The sequence below is a fragment of the Pseudomonas sp. GB2N2 genome, from assembly GCF_054897705.1.
Window position 1 is genome coordinate 1,546,655 of record NZ_CM142701.1, and the last position, 25,444, is coordinate 1,572,098.

22 protein-coding genes and 1 pseudogene are annotated in these 25,444 nt (G+C 56.7%); 9 read left to right on the forward strand and 14 right to left on the reverse strand.

Going from position 1 to position 25,444, the window contains the following annotated elements:
- Nucleotides 1-2 precede the first annotated feature (2 nt).
- The 8 genes from ACYZT4_RS07120 to ACYZT4_RS07155 all read right to left on the reverse strand — a co-directional run bounded on the left by ACYZT4_RS07120 (nucleotide 3) and on the right by ACYZT4_RS07155 (nucleotide 7,214).
- Nucleotides 3-1,199, reverse strand: coding sequence for an acyl-CoA dehydrogenase family protein (locus ACYZT4_RS07120; protein WP_461986440.1), 1,197 nt, complete (start codon nucleotides 1,197-1,199; stop codon nucleotides 3-5).
- Nucleotides 1,200-1,213: 14 nt separating this feature from the next.
- On the reverse strand, nucleotides 1,214-2,359 hold the full coding sequence (locus tag ACYZT4_RS07125; RefSeq protein ID WP_461986441.1) for a CaiB/BaiF CoA transferase family protein: 1,146 nt from the start codon (nucleotides 2,357-2,359) through the stop codon (nucleotides 1,214-1,216).
- A 2-nt stretch (nucleotides 2,360-2,361) separates the two neighbouring features.
- Nucleotides 2,362-3,213 carry an SDR family oxidoreductase gene (locus ACYZT4_RS07130; protein ID WP_461986443.1) on the reverse strand — a complete coding sequence of 284 codons (852 nt, stop codon included), beginning with the start codon at nucleotides 3,211-3,213 and terminating at the stop codon, nucleotides 2,362-2,364.
- Nucleotides 3,214-3,217: 4 nt separating this feature from the next.
- Nucleotides 3,218-4,009, reverse strand: coding sequence for an enoyl-CoA hydratase/isomerase family protein (locus ACYZT4_RS07135; protein ID WP_461986444.1), 792 nt, complete (start codon nucleotides 4,007-4,009; stop codon nucleotides 3,218-3,220).
- Between the two features lie 10 nt (nucleotides 4,010-4,019).
- Entirely contained in the window at nucleotides 4,020-4,820 is an 801-nt protein-coding gene (locus ACYZT4_RS07140; protein WP_461986446.1) for an enoyl-CoA hydratase/isomerase family protein, read from the reverse strand.
- A 12-nt stretch (nucleotides 4,821-4,832) separates the two neighbouring features.
- Entirely contained in the window at nucleotides 4,833-5,630 is a 798-nt protein-coding gene (locus ACYZT4_RS07145) for an enoyl-CoA hydratase/isomerase family protein (protein ID WP_461986448.1), read from the reverse strand.
- On the reverse strand, nucleotides 5,627-6,778 hold the full coding sequence (locus ACYZT4_RS07150; protein ID WP_461986450.1) for a thiolase: 1,152 nt from the start codon (nucleotides 6,776-6,778) through the stop codon (nucleotides 5,627-5,629). The genes ACYZT4_RS07145 and ACYZT4_RS07150 overlap by 4 nt, the downstream gene beginning before the upstream one ends.
- A 67-nt stretch (nucleotides 6,779-6,845) precedes the next feature.
- The gene (locus ACYZT4_RS07155; protein ID WP_461986452.1) at nucleotides 6,846-7,214 is read right to left on the reverse strand and encodes a Zn-ribbon domain-containing OB-fold protein; all 369 of its coding nucleotides are present in this window, start codon (nucleotides 7,212-7,214) and stop codon (nucleotides 6,846-6,848) included.
- Between the two features lie 344 nt (nucleotides 7,215-7,558).
- On the opposite strand from ACYZT4_RS07155, the gene ACYZT4_RS07160 reads away from it, so the two are divergent.
- From ACYZT4_RS07160 to ACYZT4_RS07185, 6 genes are all read left to right on the forward strand, one after another.
- On the forward strand, nucleotides 7,559-8,815 hold the full coding sequence (locus ACYZT4_RS07160) for an acyl-CoA dehydrogenase family protein (RefSeq protein ID WP_461986453.1): 1,257 nt from the start codon (nucleotides 7,559-7,561) through the stop codon (nucleotides 8,813-8,815).
- Between the two features lie 61 nt (nucleotides 8,816-8,876).
- A complete protein-coding gene (locus tag ACYZT4_RS07165; protein ID WP_461986455.1) occupies nucleotides 8,877-9,356 on the forward strand; it encodes a MaoC family dehydratase in 480 nt (159 codons plus the stop codon).
- A gap of 2 nt (nucleotides 9,357-9,358) precedes the next feature.
- Nucleotides 9,359-10,642 (forward strand): CaiB/BaiF CoA transferase family protein, encoded by a 1,284-nt coding sequence (locus tag ACYZT4_RS07170; RefSeq protein WP_461986457.1) that lies wholly within the window; start codon nucleotides 9,359-9,361, stop codon nucleotides 10,640-10,642.
- Between the two features lie 50 nt (nucleotides 10,643-10,692).
- Complete coding sequence (locus ACYZT4_RS07175) at nucleotides 10,693-11,457, forward strand: glucose 1-dehydrogenase (RefSeq protein ID WP_461986459.1); 765 nt, start codon at nucleotides 10,693-10,695, stop codon at nucleotides 11,455-11,457.
- 28 nt (nucleotides 11,458-11,485) lie between these two features.
- Nucleotides 11,486-12,262, forward strand: a complete 777-nt coding sequence (locus ACYZT4_RS07180; protein ID WP_461986460.1) for an enoyl-CoA hydratase-related protein — start codon at nucleotides 11,486-11,488, stop codon at nucleotides 12,260-12,262.
- 286 nt (nucleotides 12,263-12,548) lie between these two features.
- Entirely contained in the window at nucleotides 12,549-13,394 is an 846-nt protein-coding gene (locus tag ACYZT4_RS07185) for an oxidoreductase (protein WP_461986462.1), read from the forward strand.
- Between the two features lie 127 nt (nucleotides 13,395-13,521).
- On the opposite strand, the gene ACYZT4_RS07190 is transcribed toward ACYZT4_RS07185, so the two are convergent.
- The 6 genes from ACYZT4_RS07190 to ACYZT4_RS07215 form a co-directional block, all read right to left on the reverse strand.
- A complete protein-coding gene (locus ACYZT4_RS07190; protein ID WP_461986464.1) occupies nucleotides 13,522-13,665 on the reverse strand; it encodes a hypothetical protein in 144 nt (47 codons plus the stop codon).
- A gap of 138 nt (nucleotides 13,666-13,803) precedes the next feature.
- On the reverse strand, nucleotides 13,804-14,571 hold the full coding sequence (locus ACYZT4_RS07195) for an SDR family NAD(P)-dependent oxidoreductase (protein WP_461986466.1): 768 nt from the start codon (nucleotides 14,569-14,571) through the stop codon (nucleotides 13,804-13,806).
- Nucleotides 14,572-14,912: 341 nt separating this feature from the next.
- Entirely contained in the window at nucleotides 14,913-17,399 is a 2,487-nt protein-coding gene (locus ACYZT4_RS07200; protein ID WP_461986468.1) for an efflux RND transporter permease subunit, read from the reverse strand.
- 73 nt (nucleotides 17,400-17,472) lie between these two features.
- Entirely contained in the window at nucleotides 17,473-18,534 is a 1,062-nt protein-coding gene (locus tag ACYZT4_RS07205; protein WP_461986469.1) for a YCF48-related protein, read from the reverse strand.
- A 106-nt stretch (nucleotides 18,535-18,640) separates the two neighbouring features.
- The gene (locus tag ACYZT4_RS07210; protein ID WP_461986470.1) at nucleotides 18,641-20,014 is read right to left on the reverse strand and encodes a DUF1329 domain-containing protein; all 1,374 of its coding nucleotides are present in this window, start codon (nucleotides 20,012-20,014) and stop codon (nucleotides 18,641-18,643) included.
- A 37-nt stretch (nucleotides 20,015-20,051) separates the two neighbouring features.
- Complete coding sequence (locus tag ACYZT4_RS07215; RefSeq protein ID WP_461986472.1) at nucleotides 20,052-21,845, reverse strand: DUF1302 domain-containing protein; 1,794 nt, start codon at nucleotides 21,843-21,845, stop codon at nucleotides 20,052-20,054.
- Between the two features lie 722 nt (nucleotides 21,846-22,567).
- Between ACYZT4_RS07215 and ACYZT4_RS07220 the strand changes: the two genes are divergently transcribed.
- The 3 genes and pseudogenes from ACYZT4_RS07220 to ACYZT4_RS07230 form a co-directional block, all read left to right on the forward strand.
- Nucleotides 22,568-23,386 carry a metalloregulator ArsR/SmtB family transcription factor gene (locus ACYZT4_RS07220; RefSeq protein ID WP_461986474.1) on the forward strand — a complete coding sequence of 273 codons (819 nt, stop codon included), beginning with the start codon at nucleotides 22,568-22,570 and terminating at the stop codon, nucleotides 23,384-23,386.
- Nucleotides 23,387-23,520: 134 nt separating this feature from the next.
- Complete coding sequence (locus tag ACYZT4_RS07225) at nucleotides 23,521-24,471, forward strand: SDR family NAD(P)-dependent oxidoreductase (RefSeq protein ID WP_461986475.1); 951 nt, start codon at nucleotides 23,521-23,523, stop codon at nucleotides 24,469-24,471.
- Between the two features lie 813 nt (nucleotides 24,472-25,284).
- Nucleotides 25,285-25,347 (forward strand): annotated as a pseudogene (locus ACYZT4_RS07230) (hypothetical protein); the annotation flags it as partial.
- Between the last annotated feature and the right edge of the window lie 97 nt (nucleotides 25,348-25,444).

A 25,444-nucleotide genomic window follows, 5' to 3' on the forward strand; every position in this document is an offset into this window, starting at 1 on the left:
GCTTAAAGCCCCAGCAACGTCTTGGCGAGGATATTGTGCTGAACCTCATTGGAACCGCCGACAATCGACACATGGCGGGCCCAGTAGTAATTCGGCGCGATGGTCAGGGCCCAGTCATGGTCACTGGGCGAATCACTTTCTCCGGTGACGAACGACAGATCGAACTCCAGAGCGTTGTAGCCGGCGACCTCCATCAACAATTCAGTAGCCGCCTGTTGCAGTTCGGAGCCTTTCATCTTCAGTATCGAGCTGCGTGGATCCGGGACGTGCCCATACTTGTCACTGTCGGCAATGACGCGCATCTGGGTCATCTCCAGCGCTTTGAGTTCCACCTCGATGGACGCTACCCGTTCGCGAAAGCGCGGTTCATCCGCCAGGCAGCCATCGCCGATGACCACGCCGCGCGCCAGTTGCTTGGCCCGCCTTACGCGAAACTTCGACAGGCCCACACGGGCAATTCCACCGCGCTCGCTGCCCAACAGGAACTTGGCGACATCCCAGCCTTTGTCCACTTCGCCAATGACGTTGGCCACTGGCACCCGGACGTTGTCAAGGAACATCTCGTTGGTTTCGTGATGCCCGTCCAGAGTAATGATCGGCCGTACCGTGATACCCGGCGTGCGCATGTCCATCAGCAGAAAGGTGATGCCCTGTTGTTTCTTTGCCGTGGCATCGGTACGAACCAGCATGAAACACCAATCGGCATGGTGCGCGGTCGAGGTCCACATTTTCTGGCCGTTGATCACGTATTCGTCACCGTCACGGATAGCGCTGGTGCGCAACGACGCAAGGTCTGAACCCGCGCCCGGCTCCGAGAAGCCCTGGCAGAACCAGTAATCCATATTGGCCACACGGGGCAGGAACTCGCGCTTCTGCTGCTCGCTGCCGAAGGCAATCAACACCGGACCGATCATGTTCATGTTGAACGAGATCGGTTCTGGCGCCGGGGCCATGTGCAGTTCTTCCTTGAAGATGTATTGCTGGATCGCGGTCCAGCCCTGACCACCCCATTGCGCTGACCAGGCCGGGGCCGCCCAGCCTTTGGCGTTGAGAATACGAACCCAGCCGACCATTTCTTCTTTGGAAATGCGTTGGCCTAGTTCAACCTTGCGCCGCAACGACGCCGGGAGCGCACTTTTGAGAAATGCCCGCACTTCATCGCGAAAGGCAACTTCCTCAGCCGTAAAGCGTAGATCCATGGAAACATTCCTTCTCAGTCGATGATGCCGTCGCCACGCAACGCGGCAATTTCGCTGGCACTGAACCACGCGGCGAGCGCGGCATTGGTGTTCTCAGGGGTAATCGGTTTTGGCGCAGTCGGGGTCGATGGCACGCTGCGGGAAAAACGCGGTGCAGGAGACGGCTGCACCACGCCATCGACCTTGACGAACGTGCCTCGCGCCTTGAGATGCGGGTGCTCTGCAGCTTCAGTGAAACTCAGGACGCCAGCCGCACATGCGTCACTGGCTTCCAGCAGATTGACCCACTCTTCACGGCTGCGGCTGAGGAACCGCTCGGTGATGATCTGCTTGGCTTTTGGCCAGGCGCTACGGTCCATCTGTGCGCCAAGGCTGACGGGGTCAATGTCCATCAGCCTCAAGAGTTGATCGTAGAACTTGCTTTCGATCGGCCCGATGCTGATGAACTTGCCATCTTTGCAGGGATAGCAGTCATAGAAGGGTGAACCGCTGTCAGTGATGTTGGTGCCCCGCCCCTCTTTCCATATGCCCGCAGCGAGCATGCCGAAAAAGGTGGTTGCCAGGTGCGCGGCGCCATCGACGATGGCCGCGTCCACCACCTGGCCTTTGCCAGATTGTCGTGCTTCAAGCACACCGGCCAAAATACCCAGTGCCAGGTACAACGACCCGCCGGCATAGTCACCCAACAGGTTGAGCGGAATCGTCGGAGGCTGACCTTCGCGACCAATCGCATCGAGCACCCCCGTCAATGCCAGGTAGTTGAGGTCATGGCCGGCGTACTGCGCCATCGGACCGGTCTGGCCCCAGCCAGTCATGCGCCCATAGATCAACTGAGGATTTCGCGCCAGGCATTCATCGGGACCCAATCCCAGCCGCTCGGTGACGCCGGGGCGGAATCCTTCAATCAGTGCATCGGCCTGCTCGACCAACTTGAGCACGGTCTCCACGCCCATCGGGTCCTTCAAGTCCACGGCAATGGCGTAGCGGTTACGCAAAAGTGTGTTGTATTGCAGCGGGCGCTCGATACCCAGCTTGACCGGCTCCTTGCGGTCGACCCGAATCACGGTGGCGCCCAGATCTGCCAATAACATCGCGCACATCGGCCCTGGCCCGATGCCGGCAAGTTCGACCACCTTGAATCCTGTCAGCGGACCGGCCATGGTTATTTCCGTCCCTTGTTGCGCATGGAGTTCCACTGCTCGTCCGACCAGTCCTGCATGGCTCGGGCAGTCGGTCCGCCCACTCCCTGCATCCAGCGGCCGCCGTCGATCACAATCATTTCACCAGTGATATAACCGGAGCCGTCACAGGCCAGGTAGCTGTACAAATCCGCCAGTTCTTGATGTTCGCCAAAGCGCCGCAGCGGTACACCCTTATCCTGCGGCTCAACCTGAGAGCCGGCAGGATAGAGCTGCTCCCAAGCGCCCGGCGTCGGGAACAAGCCCGGGGCCACACAATTCAAGCGAATGCCTTTCGGGCCCCACTCCACCGCCAGACTGCGCGTCATCGCCAGCACACCGGCCTTGGCGGCTGCGCTCGGGGCGGTGAAAGCCGAACCGGTCATGGTCGGCGTCGAGACCGTACTGATCACGTTGCCGCGGCGGCCCTCAGCGATCCAGCGTTTGCCTGCGGCGATAGCGCAATAGAAGCTGCCATGCAGGACGATATCGAGGACGGCATCCACTGCGCGCGACGACAGTGTTTCGGTGCGCGCAATGAAATTGGCCGCAGCGTTGCACAACAACACGTCGAGAGGGCCGTCTTGCCAAATGGTTTCCATCATCGCTTCTACCGACTCAGCGTCGCGCACATCGACCTGCACCGTACTGATACGCGCCTCTGGCAACGCCTCGCGAAACTCTATAGCCGTCGCGTTCAACACCTCCAGGCGACGCCCGGCAATCACCAATTCGGCGCCCAGTTCCAGGTACCGTTTACCAATGCTTTTACCCAGCCCGGTGCCGCCGCCGGTAATCAGGATTTTCTTTCCAGCCAACAAATCACTTGCATACATGGCATCAGTTCCCGTTAAACGTCGGTAGGCGTTTTTCCATAAAAGCTGCGACAGCTTCCAGGTGATCCTGGGTCTGGCGCGTCAAGGGATTGAGGTCCACCTCCCGACGCCAGGCACCGCTAATAGTGTTGCTGCCGTTGACCAGGCTGGCTTTGAGCAGCGCCAGGGTCACGGGCGGGAGTTGCGCCAGCTGAGTGGCCCGCGCCAGCGCGTGCTCTAATACGGTGCCGGGCTCAACAACGTGGTTGAACAGGCCGATGCGCCCCGCTTCAACGCCGTCGAATGGAGCGCCGCTGAGCATCAACTCCCGCGCTTTACCGCCGCCTACTTTTTGCGGCAAGGTCCACAGCACACCGGTATCGGGGAGCAAGCCAACCTTGACGAAGGCACAAGACAGCTTCGAAACGGAGCTGCCGACCGCCAGATCGCACGCCGCCGCCAGCGAGACCCCGGCGCCCATGCAGTTGCCTTCGACGGCAGCAACCACGGGTTTGCTTCCCGTGAAGATCAAACGAAACAGGCGCGTGCCGATTGCGATGCGCTCGCGCATGGCCAGCAGTGACGGGTCCACCGACGTCATCTCGGACAGGTCGCCGCCCGCGCAGAAATGACCGCCAGCACCGGTCAATACAATCGCCCGGCACTCGCTGTCCTCGTTGAACAGGGTGTGGAAAGTATCCAGCAGCGCCAGACGCATCTTCATTGAGAACGCATTGCGGCGTTCGGGGTAGTTCATCGTCACCACGGCCACTGCGCCTTGGCGGTGCACCTGGACAATATCGTTTTGTTCGCTCATCGGTGTCTCCCTACTGCCCGGTGAAAACAGGCGCACGTTTCTCGAGAAAGGCGTTGGCGGCTTCCAGATGGTCTTTGGATTGGCGCAACAACGGCTGAAAGTCGATTTCGGCACGCAACGAGGCGTCCATGTCATGCGCGCCGAAGGTCAGTGCGGCTTTGAGCAGAGCCATGCCCAGTGGAGGTTGCATGGCCAGTTCCTTGGCATAGGCAATGGCGGCCGCCAAGGCCTGGCCCGGCTCAACCAACTGATTGACCAAGCCTATGCGCGCCGCTTCAACGCCGTCGATTTCTCGCGCCAGCGATAGCAATTCCCGGGCCTTGCTCACGCCAATTTTTTTCGGCAGCGTCCACAGAATGCCGGTATCGGGGATTAGACCGATGCGCAGGAACGCTGCGCAGAAACGTGCCGTAGACGACGCCACGATGTAGTCGGTTGCCACGGCCAGCGACAGGCCAGCGCCGAACGCAATGCCTTCGACCGCACAAATCACCGGTTTCGGACCGCCCAACATGTCGCGCACGACCTCACAGGATTCGTTAAGAATCTCCCGGCTCTGCAGCACGGTTCGCTGGACCATCTCGGAAATATCAGCGCCGGCGCTGAATTGACCGTCGGCCCCTGTCAGTACGATGGCTCGCGACTCAGGATCGGCCACCAGTAAGTGGTGAATCGTGTCACGCAGGGTCAGGCGCATCTCCCGTCCCAGCGCGTTGCGTCGTTGCGGGTTAGCGATGGTGACGATCGCGATGTCACCCTCGCGACTGACCTGGATACGCTCGTCCGCATGTTTCAGGTTGAAGGCATTCATGTCTGCTGTTCCTTAGTTGCCAACGAAAACCGCGGGGCGTTTTTCCATAAAGGCTTTGGTCGCCTCGACGTGGTCCTGGCTGCGACGCAAGATCGGTTGCAGATTGACTTCGGTTTCGATCGCTTCATCCAGCGAATCGATACCGCTGGCCAAGGCAGTTTTCAGGTGTGCAATGGCCAGCGGCGGCATCAGCGCATACTCCTGTGCTACCTTCAGTGCGGCCGTTAACGCCATGCCCGGCTCGACCCGTTGATTGGCAAAGCCTATGCGGGCCGCCTCTTCGCCATTGAACTCTTGGGTGGTGAGCATCAACTCACGGGCTTTGCCCGCACCCACCCGCTGGCTCAACGACCAGAACAAGCCGGTGTCAGGCATTAATCCGACTTTGAGGAACGCACAGGCAAAACGGGCATTCGAGGCGCAGACCACGTAGTCGCTGGCCGCAGCCAACGAAACGCCTGCGCCCATCGCCACCCCTTCGATGGCAGCGACTATGGCTTTCGGGCCCTCGACCATCAGCTTGAAGATGTCCAGCGGCAGCTGGTTGCGTTCGCGATATTCCAGCACGGTGCGCGCTTGCATCTCTGAAATGTCGCCCCCCGCGCAGAAGGTACCGGCGGCGCCTGTCAGAACAATGGCCCGGCAAGGGTCGTGGTGCATCAGTTGATTCAGACGCTCAAGCAGGGTCTGGCGCATCTTGAATGAGAAGGCGTTGCGCCGCTTGGGGTAGTTGAGCGTAACGATAGCCACCGCACCCTCGCGATCGACTTGAACGATATCATCGTTGGCCATTTGATCTGATGTGCTCATAGCGTCTCCGCCGTACCGAGAATAAGGGTTGCCTGACTGGACAACACGCCGCCGTTGCCATGGGCAATCGCCAGTTTGGCGTTCGCCACTTGTCGGGCATCGCATAGCCCCATCAGTTGCTGTGTGGCTTCGACCATGGTGAACAGGCCGTACATGCCGGGATGCACGCAAGAAAGGCCGCCCCCATTAGTGTTGACTGCCAGATGACCACCCGGTGCAATGCCACCGTTGGCGACGAAGTTGCCGCCCTCACCTTTCGGGCAAAACCCCAGGTCTTCCAGGAACAGAATCGGGTTGATGGTAAATGCGTCGTACAGCATCACCACGTCGACATCTGCCGGACGGACGCCGGCCATGGTGTAAGCGCGCTGACCAGATTCACGCGCCGCGGTCACGGTCAGATCAGCCATCGAGGCGATTTCGCGGTGACTGGTCGCCGAACCTGCACCCAACAAGTAGGCCGGTTTATCAGCCAGATCCCGTGCACGATCGGCACGGACCATCACTACCGCGGCGGCACCGTCGGTCACCAGGCAGCAGTCGCGCACGCTCAGTGGGTCGGACACCATCCGGGCACTGAGCACATCGTCAATGCTGAGGTCATCACGCATATACGCGTCGGGGTTGAGCTGCGCCCATTTGCGTGCCGCCACCGCCACTTCGGCCATGTGCTCACGAGTCGTGCCGTATTGATGCATGTGCCGGGCTGCTGCCATGGCGTAGGACGACACGGGATTCATCGGACGGTACGGCGTTTCCCACGGCGAGGGACGCGAGGACTGGATAAGTTTCCCGGAGGCGCTTTTCTGGTTGCTGCCATAGGCGATCAGCGCAACGTCGATTTGTCCGGTGGCCAAGGCCATGGCCGCGGTATGAGCATAAATCTGGAACGCCGAACCGCCCGTACGGTTGTTGTCAGTAAAGGTGGGGTGAATACCCAGGTATTCGGCAAAGGTCAGGCCCGAGAGCATGTCATCCGGTACACACACGAACAATCCATCGACATCCGCCGGTGTCAATCCGACCTGGGCCAGCGCCTTGACGCTTGCGCTGGCGGCAAGGTCCATGGAGGAGAGGCCGGGCGCTTCACCGATACCGTAAGTGGCGGCGGCAACAATCGCCGTACGCCCACGCAAGTTGTAATCCATAGGTTCCTGCCTTGTTGTTATGGCTGCAGGTAAATAGAAGGACACTCACTCTTTGCAGCGATGCCCGTTAAACCGGCTCGAAAATCAGCACAGCTACATCGCTGGCGTCACGCACGATACGGGCTTGAACACTCTGCCCTATCTGCACCGCCTCAGGCTCGATCCCTTCGACGCGACTCATCATGCGCACGCCTTCGGCGAGGTCGATCAGCGCCACGTTGTAATGCGGGGTAGGTGGGCGTTGACGAACAACAGTTGTGGAATACACAACACCACGGCCACTGGCCGGGACCCACTCAAGATCAGTGCACCCCGTACCCGGTTCGGCGACACGCGGATAGAACACGAAAGCACCGCTCTGACTGCTGCGTTGCAGCATGAATCGGCCCTCGGAAAGATGGCGCTGGTAATCAGACTCAGGGAGCAAGGCATCCATGGGTTTTACCTTAGTATGTCCGAAGAAATATGCTGTTTTTTTGAACGTCATTCCGAATAGTAAACGCGACAAATCCTTAACGTCAAGCATGCTGCATCTATTGCGCACTCACAAGGCATACATAATACCGAACGATATTTGCATATTATCCAGCCAATACCCGGCTAATCCTCTGCTTCACATCTTTTCCAATACCGTCTCAAAAACGCCATAAATCCCGTCAACTCCCTTATTTCAGGGTGCTTTGCTATGGCACACGAATCGACTCCTTACATTCGGCTCAAATGCGCTTGACACAAAACCTGAACGGCGTTTACTTTTACGAACAGCGTTCAGAAATACTGATGCCTGCCAATCGCGGCATCCAGTCCGTCATCGCTGTGGCGAGCCGCAGCTGTAAGAAGTGTCTTTGGGGAGTGAGCATAACCGTGACGTACGAATTGACCGATGATCAGCGTGAGATCCAGGATCTGGTCCGCCGGGTAGCGAGGGACAAGGTCGCCCCGCGTGCCAACGATATCGACCGCACCGGTGAATACCCGCACGACATGTTCGCCCTTCTCAAAGAGCTTGGATTGTTTGCGCTGCCATTCCCAGAGGAATACGGCGGCACTAATAGTTTGCTGTCCGCGTGTATCGCGGTCGAAGAGTTGGGACGGGTTTGCTACAACACCGGGTATCTGTTGGTGGTTCAGTGGACGCCATTTGGCGCAATCCTGGGCGGCGGAACCGAAGAACAAAAGCAGCGCCTGTTACCTGGATTGGCTTCGGGTGATTTACGCGGAGCGCTTTCGTTGACAGAGCCGCAGAGTGGTTCTGACGTTTCTGGAATAAAGACCACGGCGCGCAGAACCGAAGGCGGTTATGTGCTCAACGGTGCAAAAATCTGGTGCACCAACTCGCACATCGCCGACTTCATCTTGGTGGCCGCCAAAACGGTGGCCGAAGACGGCACCGCGCTGGGTATCAACCTGTTTATTGTTGACCGGACGACACCCGGCCTGACCATCGGTGCCCCTGAACACAAGATGGGCGCGCGCGGTATCCCCGCGTGCCCGCTGTTCTTCGACGATGCCTTTATTGCCGACAACAATCGACTCGGCCCCGAAGGTGGCGAGGGCTTCAAGGTGGCGATGGAAGCGCTGAACACCAGTCGCCCGTTGATCGCGGCACGCGCGGTAGGTTTGGCACAAGGCGCCACCGATCACGCTGTCGACTACATCCAGAATAGGGTGGCGTTCAAACAGAAAATCAGCGATTTCCAGGGCATTCGCTGGATGGTTGCCGACATGGTGACTCAGACCGAAGCCGCTCGCCAACTGGTGTACCGCACCGCCTCGATGGTGGATGCCGGTATCAGCGGACGAACTCTGGCGCCTATGGCGGCAATGGCAAAAATGTTTGCCTCGGACGTCGCCATGAAAGTTGCGACCGATGCCGTGCAGCTGTTCGGTGCCGCCGGTATTTCCAATGAGTACCCGATCAACCGCTATTTCCGGGATGCCAAGGTGATTCAAATCATCGAAGGCACCAACCAGATCCAGCGAAACATTATCGCTGACAGCGTATTAGGCCGAGTGGCCCGGCGCGATGTGTCATGACTCCAGCGCGCGGTGACACATCGCTCGCATTTACCAACAAGAACGAAAAAAGGAAATAACCATGGAGCAGATTGAGACCGTAGGCCTGGGCATCCATTGGGAAGATCTGCCTGTCGGGCGGAAATTCCAAACCGTCGGGCGCACCGTGACCGAAACCGATGTCGTCAACTTCGTTTCCGTGACCGGCATGCTCGAAGTGCTGTTCACCAACATTGAATTTCTCAAGGAACAATCCGCAATCAAGGGCCGTGTCGCTCCTGGCGCATTGGTCTTTACCTTCGCTGAAGGGCTTCTGACCCAAGCCACCATGCAAGGTGTTGGTTTCGCGTTTTTGAACATGGAGCTGGACATCAAGGCACCGGTGTTCGTCGGCGATACCATCCATGTGGAATGTGAAGTGATCGAGTGCCGCGAAAGCACCAACCGGCCGGGGCTTGGCTTGGTGCGTACGCGCAATCGGATCATTAAGCAGGACGGTACGCTGGTGCAGGTTTATACCCCGCTGCGCCTGGTCAAAGGCAAAGACTATAAGGGCAATTGACCATGGCCCAGAAGGAATTGGAGAAACCGACCGGCCCACTCGCTGGTCTACGGGTCATCGATCTTTCGATCAATGTACTCGGCCCGGTGGCGACCCAGATCCTCGGCGATATGGGCGCCGATATCATCAAGATCGAACCGCCTTCCGGGGACCAGAATCGTCAGAATGGTCCTGGCAAGAACCCGAACATGGCGGTGTTCTACCTGATCATGAACCGTAACAAACGCAGCGTGGTACTCGACCTCAAGCAGGCCGAATGCATGGAAGCGCTGCTCAAGCTGGTGGAAACCGCCGATGTGGTGGTGCACAGCATGCGTCCCAGTGCCGCCAAACGCCTGGGGATTTGCTACGAGAAGATTCGCGAACGCAATCCGAAAATCATTTACGCGTTCGCTCCGGGTTATCGCGGCGACGGTCCTTACAAGGACATGCCGGCGTTTGACGATGTGATTCAAGGTGAAAGCGGTTTGGCGGCAATCAACCGAGGTCTGGACGGCCAGCCTCGCTATTTCCCGACCGTCATTGTCGACAAGTTCTGCGGTTACGTCCTTGCGTCCTCGATCAGCATGGCATTGTTGCACCGTGAGCGCACCGGCGAAGGTCAGCAGGTGCTGGTACCCATGCTCGAAACGATGCTGCAGTTCAATCTGTTCGAACACCTGTGGGAAGGTGCATTAGGCTCATCCAATGGCGAAGGTCTGGGGTACACGAGAATGTTCTCAACCCATCGCAAGCCCTACGCCACCCTGGACGGGCACATCTGCCTGCTCGCGGTCAACGATGAGCAATGGCGACGTGTGCTTAAGGGCATAGGCCGCCCCGAGCTACTGGAAGACCCGCGTTTCTGCCGCATGAGCGAACGCATGCTCAACATCAATGAGCTGTACGGGATTCTCGGTGAGGCCATTGCCACCAAAACCTCGGCCGACTGGGAAAAGATCTTCGCAGAGGCGGATGTGCCCCACGGCCAGGTGCGCGAGCTGAACGATTTGATGAAGGACGAGTACCTCAAGGAGACCGGGTTCTTCCAGCATGTGGAGCATCCTACCGAAGGCGAGCTGGTGATGACCTCAATCCCTGTTCAGTTCTCGGCCTCCCCCGGCAACGTTCGTTATCTGCCCCCGAATCTCGGCGAGCACAGCCTGGAAATTCTCGCAGAGGTTGGCTACAGCGCTGACACAGCGGCCCGGCTGTCCCAAAGCCATGCAAAGAAAGCTACTACGGCGAGCAGCCCAGTCGCTCAGCCCATGCCTTTGGCAGCCAGTGCCGAGTTTCCTAAACAATGAACTTCTGTGCGGCCCGTCCGCGAATCGACTGCTAGAAGAAGGTATTGAGCATGAAAGGATTGAAAAACAAGGTCGTACTGGTCACGGGTGGCGCCGGCGGTATTGGCAGTGCTATCTGCCGTCGCTTCGCCGAAGCCGGCTCCACCGTAGCGGTATTCGACCTCAACAGCGAAGCCACACAAACATTGGCCAATGACCTCGAAGCCCTGGGGGGCCGTGCGCGCGGCTACAAGGTCGATATTACTGATCATGACGCCGTGAACGCCGCCGTCGCTCAAGTCGAAGACGAACTCGGCCCTATCGACGTACTGGTTAATAACGCTGGTTGGGATATTGGCGCATTTTTCCTGCAAACCGAAAAACCGTTTTGGGACAAAGTTGTCGCGATCAACCTATACGGCCCGCTGAACATGCACCACGCGGTGCTCAAGCGCATGAGTGCGCGCGGCACGGGCCGGGTCGTGAATATTTCATCGGACGCTGGCCGGGTTGGCTCGTCGATGGAAGCGGTCTACTCGTTTTGCAAAGGTGGCTTGATTGCATTCAGCAAAACTATGGCCCGTGAAATGTCCCGCCAGCAGATTCCGATCAATGTTGTGTGCCCAGGCCCGACCGAAACGGCCTTGCTGGACAACCTCGCGCAAGGCGAAAAAGGCGAAAAAATCAAAGCGGGCCTGGTCAGGGCCGTTCCATTCGGTCGCATGGGCCAGCCTGAGGACGTGGCAGGCATGGTGCTGTTTCTGTCCAGCGACGACGCAGCATTCATCACCGGCCAGGTTGTCAGCGTGTCTGGTGGCTTGACGATGGTCGGTTAAGCACACTCACTTCATTCAGGATCTACCCATGGAATTCAAAGACATTCTCTACACCGAAGACAACGGCATCGCGACCATTACGATCAACCGTCCTCAGGTGTACAACGCCTTTACCGCCAACACCTGCGAAGAGTTGATCCAGGCCTTCAGCAAGGCCGGCTACAGCAAAGACATTGGCGTGGTGGTGCTGACGGGCGCGGGCGAAAAGGCGTTCTGCACCGGCAGCGATCAATCCGGCGGGCGCCATTCGGGTCGCGGCGTGGTCGGCCTGCCGATCGAAGAGCTGCAAAGCATCATCCGTGACATCCCCAAACCGGTCATTGCCCGCGTCAACGGTTATGCCATCGGTGGCGGCAACGTACTGGTCACTCTCTGCGACCTGGCCATCGCGGCTGAAAGTGCTCAGCTCGGTCAAGTCGGGCCTAAAGTTGGCTCGGTCGATCCAGGCTTTGGCACTGCCCTGCTCGCCCGACTGGCCGGTGACAAGCGCGCTCGCGAGATTTGGTACCTGTGCCGTCGCTACTCCGCAAAACAGGCGCTGGACTGGGGCCTGGTCAATGCCGTCGTGCCGCTCGACCAACTCGACGCGGAAGTAAAGAAATGGTGCGACGAAATCTTGATGATGAGCCCGACCGCTATTGCCTTGGCCAAGCGCTCGTTCAACATGGACAACGAAAACATCCGTGGCATTGGCGCGTTCGCCATGCAGGCGCTGGCTATGTACTACGAAACAGAAGAATCCAAAGAAGGCGCAAACGCATTTCGCGAGAAACGTAAACCTGAGTTTCGCAAGTATGTGAAGTGACTGGGAGCACGCGTTGCCCTGATCCCTGCCCCATGGACATGCCAAGTTGGCTGGGCCACTCGCAGCCATAACAAGAGCATAAAACCTCATCCCTTCCTGGATGATTAACAGCCGCATGTTCCACGACTTGCGGCTTTTTTGTTTTTGTATCGCTATAAACGCTAAGTTACTGAATATTAATACGTTATTTTATTTCTATTCAAATCACGCCAAACGGAAGATCGAGCTCCGACCAACCTCTACATTTGTCATATCTAATCAAGGAAACAACAATAAGGAGCGCTTTATGATCTTACGTCCCGTCACTCGTTGGTTGATAACCGGTGTCTCAAGTGGCTTCGGCCGGATACTCGCTCAAGCGGCCTTGGCGCGTGGCGACTCAGTGGTCGGCACATTGCGGCGCACTTCGCAAATCAGCGAATTCGAAGCCCTGGCGCCCGGCCGCGCGCATGGCGTCCAATTGGATGTCACTGACTTCGGGCGCATCGGTCCAGCGGTTGCCGAATCCATCGCGGCACTGGGGCATATCGACATCTTGGTCAACAACGCCGGCTATGGATTGATCGGCGCCATCGAAGAAGCAACGGCCCAAGAACTGCAACAGGTGATGGACACCAACTTCACCGGTCCGCTGCGCCTGATCCAAGCCGTACTGCCATATATGCGCGCACGCAAGCACGGTCATATCATCAACTTTTCCTCTATGGCAGGGGTGATCGGAATGCCGGGCGTCGGCCTATATTGCTCGGCGAAATTTGCTCTCGAAGGCATGAGCGAATCGCTGGCAGCAGAGCTGGCGCCGCTCGGCATCAAGGTGACGTTGATCGAGCCTGGTGGCTTTCGTACAAACTTTGCCAGCAGCTCATTGGCTATCGTGGCCAACCCTATCGCCGCGTACGACTCGACGCCGGCCGGGCAGATACGAAAACACATTAGCGGCTACGCCGGGCATGAGCCTGGGGACCCCATCAAAGGTATGCAGGCGATCCTGGACATGCTTGACGCACCCAAGACTCCGCTACGCCTCGTGCTTGGCGCCGATGCCGTCGCAGCGATTCGCGACAAGTTGGCGATGGTGGCCGCGGGCATCGATTCCTGGGAAAGCGTGTCCGTCGCTACTGCGCTTGTCTAATGGTTGCCGCGAAGGGCCGAGGTCGCACGATTTCACGCCGATCACAATGCAGCGCCTCTTCAAAACTCGGCGCATCCACCCCTTCCTCAGCCAGACACACTCAGTAATGCCGCAGCAACGGGCGCTCTCATTCGCGGCGATTGACGATGTCCAGCGCGCAGGTCAAGGGGTAAGTCACATCGGCAAACCACGGCGCACGGTTGATCTGCATCTCGAGGAAATACGGCGTACCCAGCGGTACTTCATACAAAACCCCCTGAAACAGAAACACCGGTGCAGGTAGGCCCTACGCCGGTGTCATGACATTTGAAGGTATGGAAAAATCCCTGGCAGCAGAACTGGCACCATCCGGCATCCAGCCATGCCGAAAGGTTGCGAGACAGTCGGCGCAATGCCGACAATCAATCCGTTATCCGCCGTAATTGAGACGCATACCGCCGTCAAGTCGGACGACCTCCCCATTAAGGTAGGCACACTCTGCGAATGACACGACCAAGCGCGCATATTCGTCGGGTAAACCGACACGCTTCGGGAAGACCGCTAGCTTTGCGATCGAATCCCGATATTCGGCCGGCAGGGCCATCACTACCGGAGTTCCAAACATGCCAGGTGCAATTGTCATGACGCGGATAGCGTGCGGCGCCAAATCCCTGGAGGCAGAGAGCGTCATGGCGGCGACTCCGCCTTTGGAGGCATTGTAGGCGATCTGTGGTGCTGGCCCATCCAGCCCCGCGATCGAGCTAGTCTGAATGATCAGGCCCCGTTCGCCGTCTGCGAGCGGCGCCAGCTTTGCTATCTCTTGAGCCGCGAGTCGCAAGACGTTGAACGAGCCGATGAGGTTTATGTCGACCACTCTGCGGAAGTCCGCGATATCGCTTGCCACGCCTTCGCGCGAAATGACGGGTGACATGCTGCCGACAAACGCGCAGATCACGGCCAGACGCATCGGGCGGTCCCCCCCTGCCCGCAGCGCCTTCAATACGTCCTCGTCATTCATGATGTCACCCACCACCGGAATGGCGTTTTCCCCCAGTTCCGCAGCGAGCATCTGCAGCGCATGTTCGTCACGGTCTAGAACGACGCAGCGCGCTCCCAGCGCGACCAGGCGGCGGGCTGTAGCCGCGCCCAAACCGGATGCACCACCGGCGACCACTGCTGCGATTTCACTTATGTTCATAACATCTCTCCAAAAGGATAGTCACTTGTAGAATGAGTACCCAACCACTTCGATCACAGAGGAAGGTTTGCAAGAACAAACCCTTCTGGCGTATGACATCGCATCCTGCCCAGGTCGTAGGCTGGGAAAACTGCCGTCGCCGTTGCGTGTGACGGTTGCCTCTAATTCGGCCAATGTCTTGCCGATTAACTGATTTACTCGGGTGTTGCGGCTGCAAACCTTGAGTCACCATCGCGTAACCCAGTGCAATGGAGAGCCGGTATTTCATTTGCGTCTTTTGAAACTTCTGGACGTCGCGTCATAACGGGCCGCGCAGCCCCATGCTCGACTGGGGCTGCAACTTACCGAACGGTAGAGGTGGACAACTTCGAATCACGCTTTGATTCGGCCACCGCGAGACTGGCCAACTTGTCCGCATCAGGTGAGGAGGCATCGACGGAGGGAAAGTCCGCGGGACCTCTCAGCAGGAAATAGGACAGCGCGGGTATCAGAATCAGCGCGCCGACCATGTTCCCAACGAACATGAAAGTCAGCAGGATCCCCATGTCAGCCTGGAATTTAATCGGCGACCAGACCCAGGTGACTACGCCCGCTGCCAGCGTTAAGCCCACCAGCGCCACGACACGCCCGGTGAATTGCAACGCATGGCGGTAGGCTTCAAGCAGGGTTTGGCCTGAGCGCTGTTGTTGCAACTGCACACTGAGCAAATACAACGCGTAGTCGACGCCAATACCCACGCCTAAGGTAATTGCCGGCAAGGTCGCGACTTTCATCCCGATCCCCAGCGCCACCATCAACGCCTCGCACAGTACGGTGCTAATGATTAGCGGCACCACCGCAATGACCGTGGCTTTCCAGTTACGAAAGGCGATGAGGCACAACAAGGTCACCGCCGCGTAAAGTGCCAGTAACATCTTGACGTTGGCGCTTTCCACCACAATGTTGGTCACTGCTTCAATGCCTGCACTTCCGGCAGCCAATTGGAACTGACGATCCGCAGTATCGTGTTGTTTGGCGAAGGCTTCCGAAGCCTTGACCACACGCTCCAGAGTGTCGGCCTTGTGGTCCTGAAGATAGGCAACGATCGGCGTAACTGAACAACGGCGATCCGCCAGCTCCGGCTTATCAACTTGAACTTGCTCGATAGCGCCATTCAGATTGCTGGGATTACGTGGAATGCTCAGCCATTTGGGGCTGCCTTCGTTTTGCCCAGAGAACACCATTCGCACCGAGTCAGCAGCCGACATCGTCATCTGAACGCCTGGCACCTGACGCAACATGTTGCTCATGCGATCCGCTTCCACGAGTGACGGGTATTGCTGGCAACCGCCCTCAGGCGTTTTCATCATGATTACGAAGATGTCACTGGACAGTGCGTAGTGCTGAGTCAGGTACCCGACGTCCTTGTTGTAACGGGATTCGGGACGTAATTCTGGAGCGCCGGCATCCAGGTCGCCGATCTTGACATGCGTGCCTACAATGAAGCCGCCAACGGCCAGCAACGCCGCGACCCACACCGCTTTGATCGCGCGGTCGCGTTGAGTAAAACTGGCGAAAAATTCCCAAAAGGTACTGCGACTCTCGCCACGCTCCTGACGAATGCTGCGCTCAGCTGCACTTTTGCTCACCCCCACATAGGAGAGCGAAACCGGCACCAGTACCAAGATGGTAAAGATCAGAATGCCGACGCCAATCGACATACTGATCGCCATTTCCTTGATCACCGGAATGTCGATGATGATCAACACCGCAAAGCCCACGACGTTTGCCAGCAACGCGGTCAAACCGGCTCGAAACAAACGGCGAAAGGTATAACGTGCTGCAACGTATTTGTGAGTGCCACGCCCGATGTCCTGCATGATGCCGTTCATTTTCTGCGCACCATGGGACAGGCCAATAGCGAAGATAAGGAACGGCACCAGAATCAAGTAAGGGTCAAGTACATAGCCAATGACACTGAGAATGCCCAGCAGCCAACACACTCCCAACGCAGCGTAAAACACCAACAATAAGGTGCTGCGAATGCATCGGGTGTACAGGAATACGAACAGCGCTGCGATGGCAGCGGCAAAAGCAAAGAATTCACTGACCTGCCAAAGACCATCGATGAGGTCGCCCACCAGCTTGGCAAAACCAACGATGTGAATCTTCACCTTGTCGGTTTGCAGCGCCCGAACCTTGCTCTCCAGTTGATGGGAGAACTCTCTGTAGTCCAGAGGCTGATTGGTGTCCTGGTTTTTTTCCATCAATGGAACGATGATCAGGCTCGATCGGAAATCCGAGGCGACATAGTTACCGACAATACCTGCCTGGAGAATGTTGGCGCGTAATTTCTCCATGGCCACTGCGGACCAGTCGAAAGGATCCGGCATGACCGGGCCACCGCGGTAGCCCTCTTCCGTCACTTCGGTCCAACGCAGGCTGGATGTCCAGAGACTGCGAAGCGCTGATCTGTCCACGCCCGGCATCAGAAACAAGGTGTCGCTGGCTTTTTGCACGACCTCCAGGAAGTCTTTATCGAAGATACTGCCTTGAGTGTTTTCAACGACCACCCGGACGGAGTTGCCCATGCCGCGCAGCGCATCCTTGTTCTGGAAGTAGTTCTGAATGTAAGGGTGAGACTGTGGAATCATTTTCTCGAAACTGGCGTTTACGGGCAGCTTCGCGGCCTGCCAGACCCAAAAGACAGTGGCCAGCAGGCAAATCAGGAGGATCGGCAAGCGGTGGTTGAAGATAAATCGCTCGAGCCAGACACCGCTGTTTCGATCGAAGTCCTTGAGATCGCGGATGACTTGCATGTCATCTTGATTGCCGGCAGGAATAGCCATAAATGTCTTCTCAATTGTTATTGTTCAGTAAGACTGGCCATAGCAGGATAGCCGCCTGATCAATCGCCGGTCATCACCGGTTACGAACCACTTGCACACCTGACAAACCAACAATCGCCACCTGCCCTTTAATGAGGGTCAGTCCGGCAAACAAAGCGGGGTGGACATCCGGCAACACGCTGAAACTTTTACCCTGATCACCGCTGACAATGACCGCGCCGGCTTCGCTGGCCAGCAAAATGCGTCCTTTGTCATCAACAGCGCCGTCGACAAGTCCTGCGCTGTTACTGGTCACCAGGCGCTCCCAAGTTTTGCCCTGGTCGCTGGACTTATAAGCGTTGCCGCGCAATCCATAGGCCAGCAGATAATGCTCATTACCCAGCACGCCGAAAAAACTACCTGTGTAACCTGTGGTTAATTTGATGAAGTGTTGCTGGCCTTCGGCCAGCTTAAATACCGAGCCCTGTTCACTGGCAATATACGGACGCCCGTTGACGCCAGTAATCGAGTTGTAATGGAACATCTCGGGGTTATCCACCTTCTCCATCCAGGACTCCCAAGTCTTGCCACCGTCATGGGTCGCAACGATGGTACCGAACGCGCCGACGGCGAATCCGTTTAAAGGATCACGGAACCAGACACCTAGCATCGGTTGCTCTGGCCCATTGGCGAAATTGAGTTTGATTAAGTCGAGGTACTGCGCTGCCTTGTCGTCCCCCTGATTCGCCAGGGTTTGGAAATGGTCGACCAGCAACTTCTCCAGGCTGTTGCCGTCGAGCTGTTTTTCCCAGCTGCTGCCAGCATCAGCGCTATGCAGCACCACCCCGTCATGGCCAACCGCCCAACCTTGCTGGTCGGTGACAAACTGTACCGCCACCAAGTCTGAACTCACGGGTACTTTGGCTTGCTGCCAGTCTTTGCCCTGATCGTCCGATAACAACACCATGCCTCTGGCACCGACAGCGACCAAGCGCTGACCTGCTGTTGTAACCGAGGTCAACTGTGAGGTGGTTGCCAGGCGGTTCAGTTCCACGGGAGCATCCAGTGGATCTTGATAAGGTTGTGCGTACAGCGCCGCATACGGCAGCAACCCTATCGACAATATTCCTAAGAACAGCTTGCGGTAACCCTTCAAGAGCACCTCCAAAACGGTCGAGACAGGGGTGTCAGTAACCCACCCCGCCCTGTGCCAGTTGCCGGATCTGTGCGCAATGGATTGTCACTGCGCACCCTGAATGTGCTCAGCGAATACCGGCGCCGGCCATTGCAGCAGGCGACAGCAAGTTCGGTGAGAACGGTTCCGATGCAAACCAACCCGTGCGAGTCTCGAAAGGCATAGAGGACAAGCCATAGGTACCTTTGGAATGGTCATACATCAGTACCCCTTCGCTGCGCATTGCCGGTACAGCGTCATAGCCGACAAACAACTGGAAGTTCTGCGAACGGTACAATTTGCCTGCGGCATCGTAGGAGTTGTACATCGTTATGTGCCAACTATCTTCATCAAGATAAAACATCTTCTTGGGGTTGGCATGCCGCTGACCAGGCTTCAACGCAGCCTCTACGACCCAGACCCGATGCAATTCCCAGCGGATCTTGTCAGGGTTGGCAAAGCCTTTCTTGACCAGCTCGTCCAGCGTCGCTGAAGCGGTTCGGTACGTGTTGTAGGGAACGTACATCTCCTTCTTGCCCAACAGCTTGAAGTCGAAGCGGTCCATCTTGCCATCGAAACCACTGATCTCGTCGAAGGTAATCAGGCCACCGTACTGCGCCGAGACAGTGTCGTATTTGAACTCCGGCGCGAGGCGTACCCGGCGCTGGCCTGGGGAATAGGACCAGGCACTGTCAGCCTTGGTATCAAGGCGCAACGGGGTATATCGCATGTCCTTGGAGCCGGATTTTGACGCCGGCGCGTTGTTGGTGTTGAGCACGCGGTTACTGTACTCAGGGTTAGGCTTGGTGCTGTCCCAGTACTCGTGTTCGAAACGCACGGTAGAGTCAGTCACCAGCGTTCTTTCACCGGCGCTGTCGATCAGGTAAGTCGCAAAATTGCCCACTTCGTAGGGCCTGAAAAAGCGCGTGGAAAAGTTCCACATGGCTTCATAGCCGGATTTCGGGATTGGAAATGGGACCTGCGCATGAGCATCGGCCAGGCCGGTGTTATCCCCTTCAGTGTGAGGCTTTGCGATATCGTTAACCGTGTTATCGCGGCCAAACTTGGGCAACGGCGGCGCACTTCGATGCGTTGGGTAAACGTCGATCCGATAGTCCGGAAAGCGAGTCAGCAGCGCTTTGTTGCCGTCATCAATTTTATCCGCATACTGCGCCATGTTTTTGCCGGTGATGGAAAACAACGGCTTTTCATTAGCGTAGGGATCGATATAAGGGAAGCCTCCGGCAGCATTGATGGGCTTGTACCCTGCTGGCGGCTTGGTCAATGCTTTGGCAGGATCGTAGGCCGGAATACTGCCATCGCTGTTGCCGGCGATAGTTGCGCCGAACTCGGTCAAGGTTGTACCGATTTGTTTGACCTCGTCGGCGCTCGGGGCACCAAACCCTTGGGCAGCCATGGCATACGCAACTGCGATGGAAAGAAGGTATTTCTTATAATTCATTTTTTTCACCCGTCCGTTCCGATACTGTTGAAAAAACTTAAAAAGAAGTCTTTAAGCTCAACGACAACCAACCATGATCGTTTTGCCACCAAGTACCCGAGCCGGTCATACCCTCTCCACCGCCGGCAGGACTGGTGGTGTGGTTACGTGACCAACTGTCGTTCCATGCCAATTTGATGGTGTGAGTCTGGTAAATATCAGCCTGTACACCGAGGGAGTATGTGACCTGCCCCTCGGCACCGGTCAAACCACCGGTTGCCGCGTTACCTTGGACACCATAGCTGACAAAGACCGGCGAGCTGATGTCCACGCCCGGGAACACTTGCAACCAGCGCGGCGTGAAGTTGGTGGATAAGACCGTCGAGTTGCGGGTCGGGCAACCGTAGCTTTCACTGCCCGAACCCGGGACACCGCTACGATCAGCGCACAGCGGTGAATCAGAACCTTTAAGCGGGAAATTGTTACCTCCCAACGGAGTAAACACACCGCCTGCTGTGATGCCAAACGCTGGGTTGTAGGTCACTTTGTCCAGATGCTGGAATTCAAGTTCAGCGGCAACTTCACCTGCATCCCAGAGCACTGTTTCAGGCAGCAGTTTTACGGCGTTGAGCACCAGGCCATAAACGTTACCGCGCGGGGCATTTTCAGAGTCGAAACCGGCGACCACCCCAGGAGCAACTTGAGCAAGGCTCCCGGTAATCGTAGTGTACAGCTGTGCATTACGGCGGTAGGTCGCCTCAAGACCGAAGTTAATGGTGGCGATGTTTTTCTCCATCGCAAAACCGATCAGCTGGTTCTTTTTCGGGTTGTAGACGCTGTCCAGAACGCCACTCGCATTGCCTGCGAACGGGTTCGGCGTCTTTTCATAGAACTCGCGATAGACGAGGCTCATGTTGCCGCCGTCCATGAAATCAGGCTGCCACTTGGCCATGACGCCCCAGTCGTGGTCACCACTGCCTGGTTTGTTTTTTGTTTCTCCAATCGCAGGACCGTCAGCACCATAGAACGCCGGCGCCGCATATTCAAAATAGGTCCCGCCTTCGGGATAACGATCGTGGCGCCATTCCATCGAGTACTGCCACGCAACAGAAAACTCGGGGTTTAGCTGCGTGGTGCCGGTGAACTGGTTCTGCGGCAGAAACAGCTCCTTGGCTTCCAGGCCAGGACTGAACGCGGCTTTCTGCAAGTCGAGGGCTGCTTGACCGTAAGCGATCGACGCCTGTTTCGATTGCGGGAACAGCGAGTTACCCCAATAAATGTTGTGCCGACCCAACTTCACCGAGGTCGTGGTTTTACCCAAGTCAAAGGTATTGAAGATAAAGCCGTCTAGAATCTCGGCGTACGGGCCGGTGGTGTAGTTGCGGGTGTAGTCAGAATACTTGCCGTTTTTGAAGAACCGCTTGGACAAAAACTCATCGGTGGTAGCGTCATCTACGCCGCCCCCGTAAGTGGGATCGTACCAGGCCGCGGCGCTAATGCGCAGGCCGTAACTATCCTTGATAACCACATCGAATTCGGAGAGTACGTCGATGCGATCCAAGATCACATCACCTCTCTTGAAGCGGTTGTTACCCAGGGCAACCGCATTGTTGTTGGGGTCGGCCGTACCATTAGGGCCTAGCTTCAATCGCGAATCCGTGCCTTCCCCTCGAATCCCCAAGTTGTAGCGAACGGTGGTGTCCAGCCGGCTTTGGATGTCCGGATTGCCAAAATCAAGACTGACTGCGTTGGCGTCGCTGATGACACCGGCCACCGCCAATGCCAACAATGACACCTGCAGAAGATAAGGCCGGTGAAGCCTATACCGAGGTTGTGCGAAGCGAAGATTCATTATTATTTTTCTCCATTTCTAATGCGAGACCCGCTGGGTGTCAACGAGGGGCACTGGAGACCAGCAGCCATACCCGTTTTTACTCCTGTCTACTCGCTCGTCGAACTCACCGAGCGAGCGTCTTTCGTTCGTATTTAATGAACGACGTTCCGATAATTGTACACGCCAATTGAGTTGTCAATCCCGTACCCGCAGGGATTCGCTAGCATTCGCTCGATAGAATCAATAAATACCGAACCATGAACCGCTTGAGCACGCGGCTTTCATGGGCGATCGCTACCCTATGAAGGTGTAGCGACAATGCTGAGCCCGAAAAAAAATTTTTCTACCCTTCGGGCTTCCTAAGCGGAAAATACCGTACACCGTTCACATTTTTAGGGGCGATTAGCCCTGCAATATTATCCGGGCATTACCCATCCAACGCTGGCATCACTTTCCCTCATGGAAGCGCGAGACCGGTGAGCATTTACGAATATTAGTGCTTGCTTATATTTCCCCTCCCTCCCATTCTTCTCTAACCGAGGCGCACGGAAAATATTAGGTTCTCGGCCCGATCTAAAGCCCTCAACAAAACGACATGCCTTCAGCAATAGACATAGAAAGTTCACTGATGAATAAAGCTTATAAAAACTAACCCCAAGCCAGTACAAAGGCAATATCCCGATCAGGGAATAATATTGGATGGCGAGGCTCTAATTCGGGCCCTCGTCAAGGAACCCTCAATGACCTATCAATCTGCCCTTTCGGCCCTGAACGACCCCACCAGACGCTCTTTGTATGAGCGCTTGCTTAATGCCCCTTCGCCTGCCGGCGAATTGACACTGGAGACCGGAGTGAGTCAATCCGCCGTGTCTCAGCATTTGAAGGTGTTGCGTGAAGCAGGTCTGGTGCAAGAAGAACGCGAGGGACAGCGGCGCATTTATTGTGCAGTTCCGCAAGCGCTCGAAGGGCTGCATCGCTATATCCAGGGATTGTGCAGCGCTCAGGCAGACCCATTGCCCTTCAACCACGAAGAAGTGGTCAGGCCCGCCAACGATATTGATTTGGCGGCACAGGAATGGGGGAACCAATGGCCTGGAGAGGATGCCGACGCCTATTCAATCAATCACCGGCTGTTGCAATTGGGGCGTTACATAGAAAGCAGCCTGAAGGATATTGCTAGCAATAGAGGACTGCAGGGTAACGAGCTGCTGCTCTTGGATGTCCTCTCGATATCACCTCAGCAAACCTCTACACCGTCGAAGCTGCAACGCCGTTTGAGCATCAGTAAAGGCGGGATTACCAAGTTGCTGGACCGCCTGGAATCAATCTGCATGCTGACGCGCGTAGATTCAGAGAACGACCGTCGAGTCAGCTTTGTTACCTTGAGCCAGACGGCGCATGACCTTCTGCAGGAAATATTCGTCCGTCGTGACTACGGACCTGAGTTTTCAGCGACTCAGCGCCTCAACCAGAGTGATAAACAGCAACTTGCGCTGTTATTGCAACGGCTCCATCACCTTATTGACGAGGAGCGCCACCTGCGTGCCGGTCAGCGTTGATACGCTGATAGCAGGTGCCTTGACAATAGAGCGTTGAAGGTGGCGGTGCCTGCGTCCCAAATCACCCTAGACATATATGTGAACATCGTTCAATAATCAGCCCACAATATGAATATCAACCAGAGGGTCGGTTTATGAGCAAGGTCGATTTCAGCGGACGTGTCGCCATTGTCACAGGTTCAGGGGGCGGCCTCGGCCGGACCTATGCCCTGGAACTGGCCGCACGCGGCGCGTCGGTGGTGATCAATGATCTAGGCGGCAGTTTTGACGGCAAAGGCGGCTCCCATCGGATGGCTGATCAGGTGGTTGACGAAATTCGCGCGGCTGGCGGCAAGGCCGTGGCCAACTATGACTCGGTCGCCACACGCGTCGGGGGCGAGGCCATCGTTCAGAACGCGCTGGACGCGTTTGGCAAAGTCGATATTGTCATCAATAACGCCGGCCATCTGCGCAATGCCCTATTTGAAGACCTGAATGACGAAGACCTGGACTCACTGCTTGATGTGCATCTCAAAGGTGCGATCTACGTCACCCAACCTGCGTATAAAATCATGAAAAAACAGGGTTATGGCAGGGTCGTCTTCGCCTCCTCGGCCGCTGGCGTTTTCGGCAACGCGCAACAGACTGCTTACGGAACTGCCAAAGCAGGCCTAATCGGCCTGATGAATATCCTTTCGCTTGAAGGCAAGGAACACGGCGTCCTGTGCAACGCATTGCTACCGACAGCCAACACGCGCATGGGCGCAGCCATGGACCCTAAACAGCTCGAAGCCTTCGGTGCTCAATATGCTGCCTTCGGCGAATATCTGGGTAATACCCATGAGCAGGTGTTTGTCACCCCTCTTGTGGTGTACCTTGCCAGCGAGGCGTGCCAGAGCACTCACGCCATGTATTCCGCCTCAGTTGGTCGCTATGCCCGCGCCTTCATCGGGGTTGGCGATGGCTGGAATGGCCCTCGTCTTGAACCTGCCACTGTCGAAGAAGTTGCGGCCAACTTCGAGCAAATTTCCGATACCGGCAGCTATAGCATTCCGGGCTCGCTGTCCGACGAGTTCGACATCATCAATCGCAATTTCCACAAATAAAACGTTGCCGCCAGCGGCCGCCTCATGAGGCGGCCGCATCGCTGCGTAGCCCGCCTCGAACAATAATAAAGGCACTCTTGCATGGGCAACTTCTCGATCAAATCGAAACTGGCCTTCATGGCCGGGTTTGCATCATTGATGCTGGTATTAGTCGGTATAAGCGGCTGGAATGGCGTGCACCAGTTGAGCGTCGCACTGGACCACATCAGCAACGAAAAAGACCCAGCGGTGAGTGCTTTGCTGACGTTGCGACTGGGTCAACTGGGCACCGTTAGTTCGACCCGAGAAATGATCGGCTGGAATCTGGACCAGTTCGAGACCGCTGACGACAAAACCTCGATCATTGAAGAGGCCCACGGCTTCTATGGCACCGTGGCACAAGACAAGCAATCGGCAGAACTCATGGCCGCAAAGGCCTACGATGCCTACGCCACATTGCCTAAAAGCCCAGAAGAAATTGACGCTTGGAAGGCCCTTCAGAGCGAATGGGCTAACTTCAAAGACAGCAACGACTCAATCAATAGGCTGCTTGAACAGTTGCGCAAAGCCCCCTCCTGGAGCGATTTGCGACAGAGCATGAGTGAAGTGACCGGTCTGGACCAGGTGTCCCAAGGTTCGGTGAACAACCTCGCCACGGCGCTGGACAAATTGATCGAGTTGAATAAGGTCTACGCCTCGCAAGCAAAGCTCGACGGCGAGCAGGCTCACCAGCGGGCGATGCAATGGATACTGATCATGTCGGGGGCAGCCATGCTCGGTCTGGTGTTGATCACCTTTCTGGTCGCCCGCGATATTGTCGGTGCCCTCACCAATATGCGCAGTACCATCGTCGAAGTCTCCCAAAGCAATGATTTCACCTTGCGCGCCCGGGTTCACGGACGCGATGAGGCCAGCCAGACTGCCTCAGCTTTTAACCAATTGCTGGATAAACTACAGCTATCGCTACGCGAAGTGCTAAACAATGCCGACCAGC

What these genes read in the sequence shown, in the direction of transcription:
- ACYZT4_RS07120 (WP_461986440.1), bottom strand. Translation starts at nt 1,199, where the DNA reads ATGGATCTACGCTTTACGGCTGAGGAAGTTGCCTTTCGCGATGAAGTG.
- ACYZT4_RS07125 (WP_461986441.1), bottom strand. Translation starts at nt 2,359, where the DNA reads ATGGCCGGTCCGCTGACAGGATTCAAGGTGGTCGAACTTGCCGGCATC.
- ACYZT4_RS07130 (WP_461986443.1), bottom strand. Translation starts at nt 3,213, where the DNA reads ATGTATGCAAGTGATTTGTTGGCTGGAAAGAAAATCCTGATTACCGGC.
- ACYZT4_RS07135 (WP_461986444.1), bottom strand. Translation starts at nt 4,009, where the DNA reads ATGAGCGAACAAAACGATATTGTCCAGGTGCACCGCCAAGGCGCAGTG.
- ACYZT4_RS07140 (WP_461986446.1), bottom strand. Translation starts at nt 4,820, where the DNA reads ATGAATGCCTTCAACCTGAAACATGCGGACGAGCGTATCCAGGTCAGT.
- ACYZT4_RS07145 (WP_461986448.1), bottom strand. Translation starts at nt 5,630, where the DNA reads ATGAGCACATCAGATCAAATGGCCAACGATGATATCGTTCAAGTCGAT.
- ACYZT4_RS07150 (WP_461986450.1), bottom strand. Translation starts at nt 6,778, where the DNA reads ATGGATTACAACTTGCGTGGGCGTACGGCGATTGTTGCCGCCGCCACT.
- ACYZT4_RS07155 (WP_461986452.1), bottom strand. Translation starts at nt 7,214, where the DNA reads ATGGATGCCTTGCTCCCTGAGTCTGATTACCAGCGCCATCTTTCCGAG.
- ACYZT4_RS07160 (WP_461986453.1), top strand. Translation starts at nt 7,559, where the DNA reads ATGCCTGCCAATCGCGGCATCCAGTCCGTCATCGCTGTGGCGAGCCGC.
- ACYZT4_RS07165 (WP_461986455.1), top strand. Translation starts at nt 8,877, where the DNA reads ATGGAGCAGATTGAGACCGTAGGCCTGGGCATCCATTGGGAAGATCTG.
- ACYZT4_RS07170 (WP_461986457.1), top strand. Translation starts at nt 9,359, where the DNA reads ATGGCCCAGAAGGAATTGGAGAAACCGACCGGCCCACTCGCTGGTCTA.
- ACYZT4_RS07175 (WP_461986459.1), top strand. Translation starts at nt 10,693, where the DNA reads ATGAAAGGATTGAAAAACAAGGTCGTACTGGTCACGGGTGGCGCCGGC.
- ACYZT4_RS07180 (WP_461986460.1), top strand. Translation starts at nt 11,486, where the DNA reads ATGGAATTCAAAGACATTCTCTACACCGAAGACAACGGCATCGCGACC.
- ACYZT4_RS07185 (WP_461986462.1), top strand. Translation starts at nt 12,549, where the DNA reads ATGATCTTACGTCCCGTCACTCGTTGGTTGATAACCGGTGTCTCAAGT.
- ACYZT4_RS07195 (WP_461986466.1), bottom strand. Translation starts at nt 14,571, where the DNA reads ATGAACATAAGTGAAATCGCAGCAGTGGTCGCCGGTGGTGCATCCGGT.
- ACYZT4_RS07200 (WP_461986468.1), bottom strand. Translation starts at nt 17,399, where the DNA reads ATGGCTATTCCTGCCGGCAATCAAGATGACATGCAAGTCATCCGCGAT.
- ACYZT4_RS07210 (WP_461986470.1), bottom strand. Translation starts at nt 20,014, where the DNA reads ATGAATTATAAGAAATACCTTCTTTCCATCGCAGTTGCGTATGCCATG.
- ACYZT4_RS07215 (WP_461986472.1), bottom strand. Translation starts at nt 21,845, where the DNA reads ATGAATCTTCGCTTCGCACAACCTCGGTATAGGCTTCACCGGCCTTAT.
- ACYZT4_RS07220 (WP_461986474.1), top strand. Translation starts at nt 22,568, where the DNA reads ATGACCTATCAATCTGCCCTTTCGGCCCTGAACGACCCCACCAGACGC.
- ACYZT4_RS07225 (WP_461986475.1), top strand. Translation starts at nt 23,521, where the DNA reads ATGAGCAAGGTCGATTTCAGCGGACGTGTCGCCATTGTCACAGGTTCA.